15 protein-coding genes are annotated in these 16,089 nt (G+C 68.5%); 11 read left to right on the forward strand and 4 right to left on the reverse strand.

Annotation, left to right across the window (positions count from 1 at the left end; all coding sequences use genetic code 11):
- Positions 1 to 73: 73 nt before the first annotated feature.
- Together N7590_RS14940 and N7590_RS14945 are read left to right on the forward strand one after the other, a co-directional pair.
- Positions 74 to 274: a hypothetical protein gene (locus N7590_RS14940; RefSeq protein WP_006472022.1), complete on the forward strand. Its 201-nt coding sequence runs from the start codon at positions 74 to 76 to the stop codon at positions 272 to 274.
- 122 nt (positions 275 to 396) lie between these two features.
- Complete coding sequence (locus N7590_RS14945; RefSeq protein WP_164242590.1) at positions 397 to 747, forward strand: VOC family protein; 351 nt, start codon at positions 397 to 399, stop codon at positions 745 to 747.
- A 15-nt stretch (positions 748 to 762) separates the two neighbouring features.
- Here the strand turns inward: N7590_RS14945 and N7590_RS14950 are convergent, their stop codons facing one another.
- Positions 763 to 1,380 (reverse strand): TetR/AcrR family transcriptional regulator, encoded by a 618-nt coding sequence (locus tag N7590_RS14950; protein ID WP_164242589.1) that lies wholly within the window; start codon positions 1,378 to 1,380, stop codon positions 763 to 765.
- Between the two features lie 125 nt (positions 1,381 to 1,505).
- On the opposite strand from N7590_RS14950, the gene N7590_RS14955 reads away from it, so the two are divergent.
- On the forward strand, positions 1,506 to 2,978 hold the full coding sequence (locus N7590_RS14955; RefSeq protein ID WP_279935700.1) for an MFS transporter: 1,473 nt from the start codon (positions 1,506 to 1,508) through the stop codon (positions 2,976 to 2,978).
- An 11-nt stretch (positions 2,979 to 2,989) separates the two neighbouring features.
- Here the strand turns inward: N7590_RS14955 and N7590_RS14960 are convergent, their stop codons facing one another.
- Positions 2,990 to 3,292, reverse strand: a complete 303-nt coding sequence (locus N7590_RS14960) for a KGG domain-containing protein (RefSeq protein WP_049457930.1) — start codon at positions 3,290 to 3,292, stop codon at positions 2,990 to 2,992.
- A gap of 163 nt (positions 3,293 to 3,455) precedes the next feature.
- Positions 3,456 to 3,920 (reverse strand): MarR family transcriptional regulator, encoded by a 465-nt coding sequence (locus tag N7590_RS14965; protein WP_164242587.1) that lies wholly within the window; start codon positions 3,918 to 3,920, stop codon positions 3,456 to 3,458.
- Between the two features lie 50 nt (positions 3,921 to 3,970).
- On the opposite strand from N7590_RS14965, the gene N7590_RS14970 reads away from it, so the two are divergent.
- The 4 genes from N7590_RS14970 to N7590_RS14985 all read left to right on the forward strand — a co-directional run bounded on the left by N7590_RS14970 (position 3,971) and on the right by N7590_RS14985 (position 9,006).
- On the forward strand, positions 3,971 to 4,882 hold the full coding sequence (locus N7590_RS14970; protein WP_164242586.1) for a S41 family peptidase: 912 nt from the start codon (positions 3,971 to 3,973) through the stop codon (positions 4,880 to 4,882).
- Positions 4,883 to 4,980: 98 nt separating this feature from the next.
- Complete coding sequence (locus N7590_RS14975; RefSeq protein ID WP_164242585.1) at positions 4,981 to 5,874, forward strand: NAD(P)-dependent oxidoreductase; 894 nt, start codon at positions 4,981 to 4,983, stop codon at positions 5,872 to 5,874.
- A gap of 209 nt (positions 5,875 to 6,083) precedes the next feature.
- On the forward strand, positions 6,084 to 8,615 hold the full coding sequence (locus N7590_RS14980) for a methyl-accepting chemotaxis protein (protein ID WP_164242584.1): 2,532 nt from the start codon (positions 6,084 to 6,086) through the stop codon (positions 8,613 to 8,615).
- 220 nt (positions 8,616 to 8,835) lie between these two features.
- A complete protein-coding gene (locus tag N7590_RS14985; protein WP_180879615.1) occupies positions 8,836 to 9,006 on the forward strand; it encodes a hypothetical protein in 171 nt (56 codons plus the stop codon).
- A 58-nt stretch (positions 9,007 to 9,064) separates the two neighbouring features.
- On the opposite strand, the gene N7590_RS14990 is transcribed toward N7590_RS14985, so the two are convergent.
- The gene (locus tag N7590_RS14990; RefSeq protein ID WP_053510147.1) at positions 9,065 to 11,110 is read right to left on the reverse strand and encodes a TonB-dependent receptor; all 2,046 of its coding nucleotides are present in this window, start codon (positions 11,108 to 11,110) and stop codon (positions 9,065 to 9,067) included.
- Positions 11,111 to 11,600: 490 nt separating this feature from the next.
- On the opposite strand from N7590_RS14990, the gene mdoH reads away from it, so the two are divergent.
- From mdoH to N7590_RS15010, 4 genes are read left to right on the forward strand one after another with little or no spacing between them, the layout of a single operon-like run.
- Positions 11,601 to 13,526, forward strand: a complete 1,926-nt coding sequence (gene mdoH / locus N7590_RS14995) for a glucans biosynthesis glucosyltransferase MdoH (RefSeq protein ID WP_164242583.1) — start codon at positions 11,601 to 11,603, stop codon at positions 13,524 to 13,526.
- Between the two features lie 50 nt (positions 13,527 to 13,576).
- On the forward strand, positions 13,577 to 14,236 hold the full coding sequence (locus N7590_RS15000; RefSeq protein WP_080374968.1) for an alpha/beta hydrolase: 660 nt from the start codon (positions 13,577 to 13,579) through the stop codon (positions 14,234 to 14,236).
- A gap of 3 nt (positions 14,237 to 14,239) precedes the next feature.
- Positions 14,240 to 15,283, forward strand: coding sequence for a sensor histidine kinase (locus N7590_RS15005; RefSeq protein ID WP_006471622.1), 1,044 nt, complete (start codon positions 14,240 to 14,242; stop codon positions 15,281 to 15,283).
- 10 nt (positions 15,284 to 15,293) lie between these two features.
- A complete protein-coding gene (locus N7590_RS15010) occupies positions 15,294 to 16,025 on the forward strand; it encodes a LytTR family DNA-binding domain-containing protein (protein ID WP_053450872.1) in 732 nt (243 codons plus the stop codon).
- Positions 16,026 to 16,089 lie beyond the last annotated feature (64 nt).

A 16,089-nucleotide genomic window follows, 5' to 3' on the forward strand; every position in this document is an offset into this window, starting at 1 on the left:
TCACCTCGCCTCCCGGTGTCCCCGCTACGGTGGGCCGGCCTGGGCTCACCAGGCTTATCAAGGAGTGATGACGATGCGTGCATTGAAGAAGATGGTCGCCGGTGCGGTGTTCGCGCTGGCCTGCACCGGTTCGGTGGCAGTGGCAGGGCCGGTCGAGCCCTGCGACAAGCCGTGCTGGCGGGCCTATCAGATGTGCCTGGCCAGCGGTGTGGATGCCGGTGAGTGCCAGCAGGCCTACAACACCTGCGTGGTCGACCTGTGCATGGGCGTGTGAGTCGCGCCTTTTAATTTCTATGCCGCCTGGAGCCCCGTCATCGACGGGGCTCTTCTGTTGCAGGGGGTGACGCTGGCATCGATGCGGTACTCTCGGTGCGTCTTCCGGGAGAGGGAAATGCCATGGCTGTCAGGCGCGTCGTTGCCAACATCGCCACGCCCGATCCGCAACGCGCCGCCGCCTTCTATGGCGACCTGCTCGGCATGCCGGTGGTGATGGACCACGGCTGGATCGTCACTCACGGCGGGCAGGGCAATGCCCTGGCGCAGGTCAGTTTTGCCAGTGAAGGCGGCTCCGGCACCGCAGTGCCGGACCTGTCGATCGAGGTGGACAATCTGCAGGACGTGCTGGAGCGCATGCGCGCGGCCGGCATCGCGCTGGAGTACGGCCCGGCCGATGAACCCTGGGGCGTGCGCCGCTTCTTCGTGCGCGATCCGTTCGGAAGGCTGTTGAACATCCTCGCCCATTGCTGAGCGGAGGGTTGCGGGTCAGCGATGCATCGCGGCCGGCGCTACGCCGACCATGCGCAGGCAGTCGTCCACCACGGCGGCAATGAAGGCGTCGGCGTCCTGCGCGGCTGCGGCGATCAGGTCGTCGGTGGCGCCGTGCACGCCGGCATAGATCAGCGAGGCGGTGACCTGCGGCGACGGCAACTGCCACAGGCCGGCGGTCATTCCCGTTTCAAGAATCGACAGCAGCTGCTGCTGGATCGCGTTGCGCTCGGCATTGCCGCGCTGGTGATGATGGTGATGGGCGAAGACCACATCGTGCACGGCGTGCGTGCGCACGTAGATTTCGATGTTGGCGCGGATCCACGCGCGCAGGCGTGCCACGCCATCCGCGGCCGGGTGCTGCTGCACGGCCTGGTCGACGTCCTCGATGAAGCGCCGGGTATAGCGCTGCGCCAATGCCTGCAGGATCTCGCTGCGCGAGGCGAAATAGGTATAGAAGGTGCCCTTGGCCACGTCGGCTGCGGCCACGATGTCACTGACGGTGGTGGCCTCCACGCCCTGAGACAGGAACAGCGCCTGCGCGGCGTCCATCAGTTCTTCCAGCCGGGTTTCGGCGGGCTTGGTGCGAGGCCTGGCGGCAGCGGGGGTCTGCATCGTGGCTGGGTCCGGGTGTGTCGGCGGCCATTCTAGCCCTGCCACGGGAGTGACTGACCGCCAGTCATTGACCGACGGTCAGTCAGTGGCTAGGATGCGGGCACATCCTAGCCCGGGATCCGAACATGCAACGCTTGCGACGACCGGCCCTGGTGCTGGCGGCCTACCTCGGCACCTTCCTCGCCTCGCTGGACATCAGCATCGTCAACGTCGCCCTGCCGACCCTGCAGCAGGCGCTGGACACCGACATGGCCGGTCTGCAGTGGGTGATCAACGCGTATGCCATCGCGTTGTCGGCCCTGATGCTGTCAGCGGGCCCGCTCGGCGATCGTTATGGGCATCGGCGGATGTGGCTGCTCAGCGTGGCCACCTTCACCCTGGGGTCGTTGCTGTGCGCCTGCGCCGGCAACCTGCAGACGCTGGTGGCCGGGCGCGTGGTGCAGGGCATCGCCGGTGCGCTGCTGATTCCCAGCGCCATGCCGATCCTCAGCCATGCGTTCCCCGATCCGCGCCAGCGTGCGCGCGCGATCGGGGGCTGGTCGGCATTCAGTGCGCTGGCCCTGGTACTCGGCCCGCTGTTGGGCGGCGTGCTGGTGCAGCGTGCCGGCTGGACGAGCATCTTCCTGATCAACCTGCCGCTGGGCCTGCTTGCCCTCATGCTCGGTGCGTGGGGTATCCCGGAGCGGCGGCATCCACACCATGCCGCGCTGGACCCGGTGGGGCAGCTGCTCAGCGTCGTTGCACTGGGTGCGCTGAGCTATGGCCTGATCGCGATCGGCGAGCAGGGCCTGCTGGCGCCGGCAACGCTGTCGGCGCTGGGCATCGCCGGCGCCGGGCTGGTGTTGTTCGGCCTGGTCGAACGCCGGGTGGCACGCCCGCTGCTGCCGCTGGACCTGTTTGCCGATCGCCGTTTCGGCATGCTCAACCTGGCTTCGTTCGTGCTGGGATTCACCGCCTATGCGAGCCTGTTCTTCGTGTCCCTGTTCTTCCAGCAGGCGCAGGGGCTCAGCGCAGCCTCGGCAGGCTCGCAGCTGGTGCCGCAGTTCCTGTTGATGGGCGTCGTCTCGTTGTTGTTCGGTCGCCTGGTGGTACGCGTGGGGCTGCACACCGCGCTGGTCTGCGGCTATGTGCTGGTCGCCGTGGCGCTGTCCGCGATGGCCACGTTGCAGCCCGCGACGTCGCGCGGGCAGGCCAGTGCCTTGCTGATGCTGCTGGGCATCGGCATGGGGCTGGCGGTACCCGCCACTGGCATGGCGGTCATGGCCCAGGTACCGGCCGAGCGCGCGGGCATCGCGTCAGCCACGATGAATGCATTGCGCCAGGCGGGCATGAGCCTGGGCATCGCGCTGCTGGGCAGCCTGATGGGCCTGCGTGCGGTACGCCAGTTTGCCGCGTCCGCACTGGCCGCCGGGCAGCCAGGGCTGGCCGCCCATGCACGCGGGCTGATCCTGCACCCGGGCTCGACGTATTCGACGCCCCAGGTGGTGGCTTGGTACCGCAGTGCGATGGCCAGTGGCTTCGGGTGGGCGATGGCGGTGGCAGGCGTGCTGGCCCTGCTTGCGGCCATCGGCCTGCGCCGACTTCGCCTTGCGCGCTGACCGCACAGCGTTCATCCCTGCTGGCGTTGCGGATCCTTTGCGGCTGGGTCGAGCGATGCCTGTTGCTGTTGCTGGCGGGCGTTGGCGTGGCGTGCGTGGCCGCCTTCGCGGCCGATTGCCGCCATGTGCTGCCGGTCACGGCTGATCGCTTCGCCGCCCTTGCGGCCGGCGACGCGGGCTTCGTCCGGACTGAATTCATGCGCGTTGCCGGAGGCATGCGCGGCGCGTCCGCCCTTGGCGGCGATCGCACGTTGCTTGTCCCCGTCCATCGAGGCGAAGCCCCGGGTGGAGCTGCGCGGGTTCTGGCCAGTCATGTGAATCCTCCTGCGGTGTGGGCGTCGCCGTCGTCGGCGACAGCGGCCATGCTTGGCCATCGCGCGCTAAGTCCAGGTCGCCATCCTTGCAGTTGTCTTCACGCGGCCTGCGCACCGGGTTCAAGCGGCCGGCCGCCATCGGCCGCAGCGGCGCCGAACCGTGTCAGCCTTCGCGCGCCTCGCGCAGGCGCTGCGCGAAGGGGCGTTGTTCGAGCGCCTGCAAGGCGCTGCGCAGCACCTGTTCCAGCGACTGGCCGAGGTCGGCCTCCAGGCTGCGTGCTGCACGCGCGGTGGCCTGCCACTGGGCCTGCAGCGCCGGCACGGCCTGCAGCGCATGCGGGCTCAACTGCAGGATGCGTTCGCGGCTGTCTTCACCGATGGCGCTGTGCAGCCAGCCGTCGCGCACCATCGCCGCCACGGTCTGGCTGAGCGCCGAATGGCTGAGCCCACAGGCCAATGCCAGGTCCTTGATGCGGCACGGGCCCTGCGCCATCAGCGTGCGCAGCACCGGGGTGTAGCGCGGCCGATAGTCCAGCTGCAGATCGCGGTAGGCCTGTTCGACGGCCGGGTCGAGCTGATCGAGCAGGGCGCGCAGCAGCGTCCCCAGGGTGGCGTGTTGGAGATCCATGATCGCGATGATATATAAGCGCTTATACATCATCAATACGGGGTGGGGTCATGACGGTTTCGTGGATGCTGGGTGCGTTGCTGGCGGCGGCATGCCCGTCCCAGGATGCGGTGCTGCAGGCCGCGGCCACCGCAATACAGGCGCAGTACCTGGACGAGGCCGAGGGTGCCCGCATTGCCGCAGCGGTGCGCGGCTGGTCCAGCCAGCGGCGCTATGCGGACAGCTGCGCGGACCCGCAGGCGTTCAGTGCACGCCTGAACCAGGATCTGGACGTGTTCGATGGCCACTTCCATGTGGAACGCGTGGACGCCGATGCCGGCCAGGACGACTGGCTGATGGCCTGGCGCGCGGACGCGCGCGGCAATGGTGCCGGCGTGCGCGAGGTACGGATGCTCGAGGGCAACGTCGGCTACCTGCGCCTGAGCACCTTCTATCCGCTCGACCTGGCCCGGCCAAAACTGGTGGCAGCGTTCGGCCTGCTGGCCGATACCGACGGCCTGGTGCTGGACCTGCGCCAGAACGGCGGCGGTGATGATGGCAGCGCGGACCTGCTGGTGCGTACCCTGCTGGAGCCGGGAATCACCGAGGTACAGGCGCTGGAGCAGCGCGGGCGGCGCACCGCGGTGCGGTTGCCGCCGGCCAGCCTGCCGCCCTACCTGAAGCCGCTGGTGGTGTTGATCGACCGCCGCACCGGCTCGGCGGCCGAGTTCGTCGCGTACTCGCTGCAGGCGGTGGGGCGCGCGCGCATCGTCGGTAGCCGCAGCGGCGGCGCCGCGCACATGTTCGATGATCCTGTGCAGCTGCCCGATGGTTATCAGATCAGCATTCCGGACCGTCAGCCGATCAACCTGCGTACCGGTGGCAACTGGGAACGAACCGGCATCACGCCGGATGTGCCCGGCGGTGATGATCCGCTGTTCATCGCGCGGCAGCTGCTGGCACCGCCAACGTCGCCACGATGAACGCGTTTTTGCAACATCCGGCTATCGCAGACGACATGCCGCTTGCCTAGAATCGAATCATCCCGGTAGTTCCCGGGCGCTTCGAGCGAATGGACTCAATGAAGATTCTGTTGACCGGCAGTTCCGGACGGATCGGGCGTGCGATCTTCGGCGCACTCGCGGCCGCCCACGAAGTGGTGGGGCTGGATCGCAGCCCGTTCGCCACCACCCGCATCATCGCCGATGTCACCGATCGCCAGGCCGTGGAACGCGCTGTCCGTGGCGTCGATGCAGTGATCCACACCGCCGCCCTGCACGCACCGCATGTGGGACTGGTGCGGGATGCGGTGTTCCAGCAGATCAACGTGGAGGCTACCGCGCACCTGTTGCAGGCAGCGCGTGAGGCCGGTGCGCGGCGGTTCGTGCTGACCAGCACCACCGCGCTGTACGGGCATGCGGTGGTGGCGGGAGGCTGCCGCTGGATCGATGAAGACACCGAGCCCTTGCCGCGCACGATCTATCACCGCAGCAAGCTGCAGGCCGAAGCCCTGGCCATGGCCGCCGCGGCACCGGGCTTCAGCGTGCGCGTGCTGCGCATGGGCCGTTGCTTCCCGGAGCCGCCCGAGCGCATGGCGATGTTCCGCCTGCACCGTGGCATCGACGCGCGTGACGTGGCCAGTGCGCATGCCGCGCTGCTGCTCGATGACGGCGCCGCCTTCGCTCGCTACATCGCCTGTGCGCCGACGCCCTTCCGGCGCGAGGACTGCCTGGAACTGGCCACCCAGCCGCGCAATGTGCTGGCGCGGCGCGTGCCGCAGCTGCTGGCCGAGTTCGAACGCCGTGGCTGGCCGCTGCCGATGAGCATCGACCGCGTCTACGACAGTGCCCGCCTCCGAAGCGAGCTGGGCTGGCAACCGCGATTCGGCCCGGACGATGTGCTGCAGCAGTACGCCGCCGGCAGCATCGAAGTGCTGCCGCGGGCGCAGTGGATCAAGGACCGCGTAGCCGAGTAGCCGGCAGCGGGGCGGGTTGCTGACCCGTCCCTGAGCAGATTCAGGAATGTGCAGGCGGGCCGCCTCAACCTCGTGGGTGGGCGGCCGCTAACCCGGTGCGCTTCCAGCGCCGGGCATGCCCCGGCGGCCGGCGGCCTGCGCGACGGATCGCGCGCCTGCGCGGTGCCCTCGCGGTGCCGGTCATCCTGAACTGCCTAGCGGACCCTTCCATGCCTCCTTCCCGTTCCGCCGCTGCCCGACGCCCGGGCAGCATCGCCCACAAGCTGATGCTGGGCACCGCCGTGATCGCGCTGCTGTGCTTCGGCCTGACCGCGTTCCTGATCTATCGCCAGGCCAGCGCCAGCCTGATCGATGCCTCGCGCCAGACCATGACCAGCGAAGCCAATGCCGAGGCGCGCCAGGTCGCGGCCGATCTGGGCACGGCCTTCGCCAGCAACGACGCGATGGTCGAAGCCGTGCTCGCCCAGCGTGCGCGCGGCGATGTACCCGACCGCGCCAGCCTGGCGGCGGTGCTCGGCGAGCAGCTGCGCACCCACCCGGAATGGCTGGGCAAGAGCACCATGTGGGAAGCCGATGCGTTCGACGGCAAGGACGCCGAGTTCGTCAACACCGAGGCGCACGATGCCACAGGCCGCTACATGAGCTACTGGGCCTGGCAGGACGGCGCACCGCAGCAGTCGCCGATGACGGACTACACCGAAGCCGCCGATGGTTCGGCCGACTGGTACATGGGTCCCAGCCGCGACAAGCTGCCCAAGGTCAGTGAACCCTATGCCTACGACATCGGCGGCCAGCAGGTGCTGATGAGCACACTGAGCACACCGATCATCGAGAAGGGCACCTTCCTCGGCGTGTTCACCGTCGACTTCTCGCTGGCAGCGCTGCAGAAGCACCTGGCCACGCTGACGCCGATGGGCGCCGGCCGTGTCGAGCTGCTTTCGCCCAAGGGCGTGGTGCTGGCCTCGGCCAACGCCGCCGAGATCGGCAAGCCGCGCAGCGACGCGCTGACCCGCAGCATGCTGGCGGACATTGCCGCCGACCGCCGCTTCGAAGCCTTCGCCCCGGATGCCGCCGGCAACGTGCGCGTATACGTGCCGCTGCGCGTGGGCGACGCCCCGCAGCGTTTCGCGCTGGGCGTGGTGATGCCGCATGCGGTGATCGTGGCCGAGGCGCGCCAGCTGCTGTGGCTGACCCTGCTGGTCGGCGTGGTGGCGGCCCTGGCCCTGAGCGCGGGTGTCTACGTGCTGCTGCGCCGGCTGGCGATCCGCCCGCTGGCCGAAGCCGTACGCGTGGCCGGCGATGTCGCCGCGGGCAAGCTGGACAGCACCCTGCCGGCGCGCAGCAATGACGAAGTGGGACGCCTGCTGGAGGCGATGCAGGGCATGCGCGGCCAGCTGCAGGCGGTGATGGCCGCGCAAGCGGAAATGGCCCGCCGTCATGACGCCGGCGAGCTCAGCTACCGCATGGACGCGTCGGTGTTCCCGGGCGAGTACGGCCGCATGGTGGCCGACAGCAACCAGCTGGTGGCCTCCAGCAATGCGGTCACCCAGCGCCTGGTCGAAGTGATGCAGCGCTATGCCGTGGGCGACCTCAGCGTGGACATGGAGGCGCTGCCGGGCGAGAAGGCCGTGTTCAGCGCCGCGATGGCCACTACCAAGAGCAACCTGGCCGCGATCAACGATCAGATCCAGCAGCTGGCCGCGGCCGCCGCTGCCGGTGATTTCGCGGTGCGTGGCGATGCGCTGCGCTTCGACCACGACTTCCGCCGCATGGTGGAAACGCTCAACACCATGATGCAGGTCAGCGACCACAACCTGGCCGAGCTGTCGACGCTGCTGCGTGCGATCGCCGCCGGTGACCTCACTGCCCGCATGCAGGGTGACTTCCACGGGGTGTTCGCGGTGATGCGCGACGATGCCAACAGCACCGTGCAGCAGCTGACCGGGATCGTCGGGCAGATCCAGCAGTCCGCGGCCAGCATCCGTCTGGCAGCCGGCGAGATCGCAGCCGGCAACAGCGACCTGTCGCGGCGTACCGAACAGCAGGCCGCGAACCTGGAAGAGACCGCCGCGTCGATGGAGGAACTGACCTCCACCGTGCGCCAGAACGCCGATCACGCGCTGCAGGCCAACACACTGGCCGGTTCCGCGGCCGGCGTGGCCAGCGAAGGGGGACAGGTGGTCAGCCAGGTGGTGCAGACCATGGAGCAGATCGAGGCCTCGTCGCAGCGCATTGCCGAGATCATCTCGGTGATCGATGGCATCGCGTTCCAGACCAACATCCTGGCGCTGAACGCCGCGGTGGAAGCGGCACGTGCCGGTGAGCAGGGCCGCGGGTTTGCGGTGGTCGCCAGCGAAGTGCGCGCGCTGGCGCAGCGCTCGGCCGGCGCGGCCAAGGAGATCAAGGAGCTGATCGATGCCTCGGTCGCGCAGGTCGGCGCCGGCGCGGAACTGGTGCATGGCGCCGGTCGCACCATGCAGGAGATCGTCGGCCAGGTCGGGCGGGTCAACGAGATCATGGCCGAGATCTCGGCCGCCTCGCGCGAGCAGTCGGCCGGCATCGAGCAGGTCAACCAGACCGTGGTGCAGATGGACGAGACCACCCAGCAGAACGCTGCGCTGGTGGAGGAAGCCAGTGCCGCCGCGCGGGCGATGGAGGAGCAGGCCGAGCAGCTGGCGGTGGCGGTGTCGCGCTTCCGCCTGCAGGCCGGGCCGGTGGCGGTGGCACGCCGCGCGGCGTGAGCCCCCGGGCGGCGGCCGGGGCGGTCATGGCGATGAACCGTGCACACGGCAACGGGTTCAGGAATGCGCCCCGGCACCGCGAGTCCAGTCGTATGGCCGGCGCGGTGCTGCGGCCGGGCGCCGCACCGTCACCCATCCGCCTTGTTTTTAGGATAGGGTGCGCAGTTCCGCTGCCGCTCCAGCTGAATCCGTGCGGCGGCGGGATGTCCATGGAGGTTGCATGACCACACCTGCTACACCGGAAAACGCACCGGGACCGGTGCTCCTGCCGACACCTGAAGTGGTGCAGGCACAACAACTGCTCGCCCGCCAGCAACTGGCGGTGGCGATGGACCGTGCACGCACGGCCGCCACGCGCACTGCGGCACCGGCCGCACTGCAAAGCGAGTAACCCGCAACACCGTCGATCGCGCTGGCTCACCGCCAGCGCGATCGCGGCGCGCCGCCGGTCAGAACCGCGCGGTCATGCTGAGGAAGTAGCTGCGCCCGGCTACGAAGTAGTCGGTGGAGCCTTCGGCATACAGCTTCTTGTCGGCCAGGTTGCTGACACCGCCGCGCAGGGTCAGCACCGGGTTGACGTTCCAGGCGGCGGTCAGGTCATACAGGGTGTAGGCCTTGAGGAAGGTGGTGGCCACGCCGTCCTGCTTGCCGGTGTACTGCGCCGACAGGCTACTGGAGAACGCCGTGTTCGGCGTCCAGTCCAGCGACGAATAGCCGGAGAACTCCGGCGTGTCGATCAGGTTGCGGCCGGTGGTCAGGTTCTTGGCTTCCTTCATCCAGGTCGCCGAAGTGCGCCAGCGCCAGTGCTCGCCGAAGCGGAAATTGAGGTTGCCTTCCATGCCGCTGGTGCGTGCGCGCTGCACGTTGCTCATGCGCGTCCACCAGATACCGTTGAACCTGCCCAGCGGGGCGTACTCGATCTTGTTCCTGAAGTCGGTGTGGAAGTAGGTCAGGCCGGCATCCACCCAGTCGTTGTCGAAACTGACGCCGATCTCGCGGTTGGTGCTGGTTTCCGGGTCCAGGTCCGGGTTGCCGGCCATGTAGCAGCCGCCGCGGGTATAGCCCAGCGGGATCAGCGAGGTGCAGCCACGGCCACCGGACTGGGTGGCGGCAGTCGCCGAATTTTCGGTCAGGCTGGGTGCGCGGAAACCCTTGGAGACGCCGCCACGGATCGTCCACTGCTCGGCCGGGTGCCAGACCAGGTAGGCACGCGGGCTGACGTGGCCCCCGAATTTCTCATGGTGATCCAGGCGTGCGCCCAGCGTCAGCGCCAGGGTGCGATGCAGTTTCAGTTCGTCCTCGACGAACAGCGCCCAGGTGTCCACTTCCAGATCGGAGCCGCTGACCGCGTTGCCGGCATAGTCGATCGGTGCACGGCCGATGGTGTCGGTGTTGGTCAGCTCCTGGCGCTTCCATTGGCCACCCACGGCGAACTGGTGTTCAACGCCGAGGGTGAACGGCGTGGTCAGGCTGCCTTCGATGATGGTGTCGGTGGCCTCGGAGCGGCCGGTGGCGCCGATGTCGTTCTTGTACTCGGTCCAGTACGCGCTGATCTTCGAGTTGCCGAAGCGCCACTTGCCATCGTGGTTGAGCGCCAGCGAGCTGCGCTTGAGTTCGGTGGCCCCCCACGCACCTTCGTCCTGCTTTTCCAGTGCAGCATCGATGAAGGCCTGCTGCACGCCGTGGCCGGCTTCCAGCGACAGTTCCTGCGCGTCGCTGAGTTTCCACTGCAGCAGCGCGTCGACATTGCGGTCCTTCTCGCCGGCATAGGCATTGCCGTAGACGCCGCCATTGGACCGGTCGGAATCACGGCGCATGCTGTTGGCGCCGATGCGCAGGCCGAAGCGCTCGCCGAGCGGGCCGGAAAACGTAGCGCCGATCTGCTGGGTGTCGCCGCGCTTGTCGTCGCCTGGTCGCGTGTAGCTGTGGGTGGCGCTGCCGTTCCAGTCATCACCGATGCGCTTGGTGATGATGTTGATCACGCCGCCCATGGCGTCGGAGCCATACAGCGACGACATCGGCCCGCGCACCACTTCGATGCGCTCGATCTGGTCCGGCGAAATCCAGTTCAGGTCCTGGCGTCCGAGGTCGGGGCGGTAGTTGGTCGAGGCCGAGCTGCCCATGCGCTTGCCGTCCACCAGCACCAGCGTGTAGTTGGACGGCATGCCGCGCAGCTTGATCTTGGACTGCTCGCCGGCGGCGCTGAGGCCGCCGGTCACGCCGGGCACCCGGCTGAGCAGGGTGGCCAGGTCGTGTACCGGCTGGCGCTCGATGTCCTCGCGGCTGATCACGCTGATGCTGGCCGGGGCATCCTTGATCCATTGCTGGTTGCCCGAGGCGGTGACCACCACGGTGTCCAGATCCTTGGTGGACGCATCGGCGGCGGCCCCGGCGGCGGCCAGGCCGGGCAGGGCAAGCAGGCAGGTGGTGGCAACGGCGACGGCCAGGCGGCTGCGCGCGGGATGCGCGGAACGGGAACGGAATGACAGGGACATGAGGGCTTCCATGGGAGTAGGAGAGACCCGGTGGAAGCGCAGGCGCAGGCAGACAGCAGGCAGCCCCCTTCCGTGGGTCGTCGGCGCGCGGCGGGGCCGGCGCGGCTGGGTGGGTCTCAACCGTCGGGAAGACGGTGACCTGCCTGGTTAATGAAATGATAACCGTTCGCGTTTGTTACGATCCAGTACCTGTCGTAATAAAGCGACAACCTCGATTGCGGGGCGTCATCGCCTGCTGTTTGCTGAATGGGGATAATTCCCGGCGTAGGCCTTCGCACCCGGCTTACATCCGGCGCCCTAGACTGGGCCGCATTTTCGATTCCGCCCCGTTGGAGATCGTGTGGGTTCCGGTAGTGACAGACATCGACTGTGCGGCCAAGGGCCGGCACAGCCAGGACAAGTGCGGGCGCCGGGAAGGCGCGCCGGGAACCTTCGTGCATGCAGCCTGGCCGGGATGGCCGGCCGTGCCGAACGTGCGGAGTAGGCGGTGATGGGGGGTCAGACCATCCACGCGGAAGCGGATGCGCCCCGGCTGGATGCCGGCTGGGCGCTGCTGCCTGCTGAATCTCCGTTGCAGATGCCCGAGCAGAGCCTGCGCGAAGGCGCCCTCAAGGTCCGCCGGCATCGCACGTCGCCGCGCCTGATCGGCCTGCGGCGGTTCTATATTTTCGGTGGCACCCTGGGGATGACCGCGGTGGCCACGCGGATGATGTGGCGGGTGCTGTCGACCAATGGCATCAGCGTGCTTGAAGCCTGCCTGCTGGTGTTGTTCGTGGGCCTGTTTGCCTGGATCGCGCTGTCCTTCGCCAGCGCACTGGCGGGCTTCCTGACCGCCGTGTTCGACCGTGGCTACCGGCTCGGCATCGACCCGGACAAGCCGCTGCCGACCGTGCACAGCCGCACCGCGCTGCTGATGCCGACCTACAACGAAGATCCGCGCCGCCTGCTGGCGGGCCTGCAGGCCATCTATGAATCGGTGGCCGCCACCGGCCAGCTTGAGCGCTTCGATTTCTTCGTGCTCAGCGATACCCGCCGCGAGGACATCGCGCGTGCCGAAGAGCAGGTGTTCGCCGAACTGCGCGACCGTGTGCCGGACGGCCAGACGCGGCTGTTCTATCGCCGCCGTGGCGACAACAGTGGGCGCAAGGCCGGCAACATCGCCGACTGGGTGCGCCGCTTTGGCGGTGCCTATCCGCAGATGCTGATCCTCGACGCCGACAGCCTGATGACCGGCGACAGCATCGTGCGCCTGGTAGCAGGCATGGAGCACAACGCCGATGTCGGCCTGATCCAGACGCTGCCGTCGGTGATCGGTGGCCGCACCCTGTTCGCCCGCATGCAGCAGTTCGGCGGCCGCGTGTACGGCCCGGTGATCGCCCGTGGCGTGGCCTGGTGGCACGGCGCCGAGAGCAACTACTGGGGCCACAACGCGATCATCCGCACCCGCGCCTTCGCCGACCACGCCGGCCTGCCGGCGCTGCCGGGGCGCAAGCCGTTCGGCGGCCACGTGCTCAGCCACGATTTCGTGGAAGCCGCGCTGATGCGCCGTGGCGGCTGGGCCGCGCACATGGTGCCGTACCTGGGCGGCAGCTACGAGGAAGGCCCGCCGACGCTGACCGACCTGCTGGTGCGTGACCGCCGCTGGTGCCAGGGCAACCTGCAGCACGGCAAGGTGGTGGGCAGCCGCGGCCTGCACTGGATCAGCCGCACCCACATGCTGATCGGCATCGGCCATTACTTCACCGCGCCGATGTGGGCGATGCTGATGCTGATCGGCATCGCCATCCCGTTGTTCCAGCAGGGCATCGACTTCAACGCCCTGCTGCACCTGTCGCCCAGCGTGTACTGGCGGGCCCAGGACGAGGAACAGGTGGTGCGCCTGTTCGCCGCCACCATGGCCGTGCTGCTGCTGCCCAAGGTGCTGGGCTACCTGGCGATGCTGCTGGACCCGGTCGACCGGCGCGGCTGCGGGGGGGCGATCCGTGCGTTCGTCTCGATGCTGGTGGAAACCGTGCTGGCCGCGCTGATGGCCCCGGTAGTGATGTACGTGCAGTCGCGCGGCGTGGCCGAAGTGCTGTCCGGCCGCGACTCGGGCTGGGACGCACAGCAGCGCGACGACGGTGGCATCTCGTGGCTGGCGCTGATCCGTGGCTACGGTGGCCTGGGCGTGTTCGGTGCCTTCATGGGCGTGCTGGCCTGGGCGGTATCGCCGTCGCTGGCGGCGTGGATGGCGCCGGTGGTGATCGGCATGGTGCTGGCGGTGCCGGTGGTGGCACTGACCTCCTCGCGCGGCCCGGGCGCCTTCCTGCACCGCCTTGGCCTGCTCGACATCCCCGAAGAGAACATTCCGCCGCCGGTGCTGGTACGCGCCGCGCAGCTGCGCCGGGAAGCGGCCGAGCAACCGCCGCTGTACTGATCGCCCCGCGCCAGCGGCATAATGCGGCTCGAACTTGAAGGAGCCGCATCATGCTGCAAACGGTGGAACAGGAAACCGGCGCCTCGCCGCAGTGGTCGGTGATCTGGCTGCACGGCCTCGGCGCCGATGGCCATGACTTCGCGCCGATCGTGCCGGAGCTGGTGCGGCCGCATTGGCCGGCGCTGCGCTTCGTGTTTCCGCACGCGCCGGTGCGGCCGATCACCATCAACAACGGCGTGCCGATGCGTGGCTGGTACGACATCGTCGGCATGGACTTCCGTTCGCGCGCCGACATGGCCGGCGTGCAGGAATCGGTGGTGCAGCTGGATGCGCTGATCGCACGTGAGATCGAGCGTGGCATCGCGCCGGAGAAGATCTTCCTGGCGGGCTTTTCGCAGGGTGGGGCAATCATCCTCACCGCAGCGCTGTCACGTACCGCGCCGCTGGCCGGTCTGATCGCGCTGTCCACCTACCTGCCCGAGGCTGAAAGCGCCAAGCGTGTTGACGGTGCCGTGCAGGTGCCGGTGTTCATGGCCCATGGCAGCAGCGATCCGGTGATTCCGCAGGCGGTGGCCGTGCACAGCGCGCAGGCACTGCAGGCGCTCGGCCTTGAACTGGAATGGCACAGCTATCCGATGGCCCACCAGGTCTGCGCCGAAGAGATCCAGGCGCTGGGTGACTGGCTGCAGGAACGGCTGGGCGCTGCCTGAGCCATGGCCCCGGCCAGCACACCGCCGTGGATGCCGGAGCTGTGCCGCCTGCCGCGGTTGGCGGCGATGCTTGGCCTGGCCGAGCTGGTGGTGGTGGTGCTGGCCCTGGCGCCTGACGGCAGTCGTCACTGGACCTTCGGTGAACTGCTGTCGGCCAGTGGCTTCGCGCTGTGGCTGGCGCTGGCGGTCTCGGCCAGCCTGTGCCTGCTGCGGCAGGCGCTGTCGAGGTTGCCGCAGGTACTGGGGGCGGTCGCGGCGATCGCCCTGGCGACCCTGATCGCGGTGGTCTGCGCCGGCATCGTGCATGCGCTGTACGCGGTGCTGGGGGACAACTTCGCCAGTGGTATCAGCTTCTGGCGCTTCACCCTGGGCAGTGCGGCCACCACTGCACTGATCACGGCGCTGGCGCTGCGCTATTTCTATGTGAGTGATCGCTGGGCCGCGCAGGTGCAGGCCAACGCGCGCGCGCAGGCCGATGCGCTGCAGGCGCGGATCCGCCCGCATTTCCTGTTCAACAGCATGAACCTGATCGCCAGCCTGCTGCATCGCGATCCGGCAGTGGCCGAGCGCGCGGTGCTCGATCTGTCCGATCTGTTCCGTGCCGCGTTGGGCGCAGGCGAGGGCGATTCGACCCTGCGCGACGAATGCGAGCTGGCCGAGCGTTATCTGTCGATTGAATCGCTGCGCCTGGGCGAGCGCCTGCAGGTGCAGTGGCAGCGTGACGAACCACTGCCGTGGGACCTGCCATTGCCGAGGCTGGTATTGCAGCCGCTGGTGGAGAACGCCGTGCTGCACGGCATCTCGCGCCTGCCCGAAGGCGGCACCATCGAGCTGCAGCTGGTGCGCGAGGGCCAGGAGCTGCAGATCCGCGTGCGCAATCCCGCGCCCGATCCGCAGGCCCCGGGGCTGGCGCTGGCGCGCGGTGCCGGGCATGCCCAGCACAGCATCGGCCATCGGCTGGCCTGGCGCTTCGGCAGTGCCGCGCGGATGACGGCCGGCTGGAGCGAGGGCTACTATGCCTGCCAGGTGACGGTGCCGATCCAGTGAGGGGACGATCGTGAGGGTAGTCATCGCCGATGACGAACCGCTGGCGCGCGAGCGCCTGCGCAGCCTGTTGGCGGCGCAGGACGGCGTTGACGTGGTGGCCGAGGCCGGCAACGGCGAGCAGGCCCTGCACGCCTGCGCGGAGCTGCAGCCGGACCTGGTCCTGCTGGATATCGCGATGCCGGGGCTGGATGGCCTGGAAGCGGCCCGACACCTGGCCAGCTTCGAGCCACGGCCGGCGGTGGTGTTCTGCACCGCCTACGACGCGCATGCGCTGTCGGCCTTCGAGGCGGCGGCCATTGATTACCTGATGAAGCCGGTGCGTGCCGAACGCCTGGCTGCCGCGATCGCACGTGCACGTACCTTCCTGGCCGGGCGCGACGGCCAGCCGCAGGACAACAGCGGGCAGCAGGCACGCAGCATGCTGTGCGCACGCCTGCGCGGCAGCCTGCGGCTGATTCCGCTGGACGACATCCATTACCTGCAGGCCGAAGAGAAGTACGTGGTGGTGCACCACGCGCGTGGCGAAGACCTGATCGAGGAATCGTTGAAGTCGCTGGAGGAGGAGTTCGCCAGCCGCTTCATCCGCATCCATCGCAACTGCCTGGTGGCACGCCACGAGTTGGTGGAACTGCGCCGTGGCTCGGGTGGGCAGGTGCAGGCGATGCTGAGGCATGGCAAGCAGCCGCTGGAAGTCAGCCGCCGCTGCGTGGCGATGCTGAAGCAGGAATTGCGGCATCTGTGAGGGGTCCGCGCGGCCTGCGGCCGCGACTGCTTACAGATCAACATCAAGATCAAGATCAACAGCA

This window comes from Stenotrophomonas sp. GD04024, assembly GCF_029837545.1.
GTDB lineage: Bacteria > Pseudomonadota > Gammaproteobacteria > Xanthomonadales > Xanthomonadaceae > Stenotrophomonas > Stenotrophomonas forensis.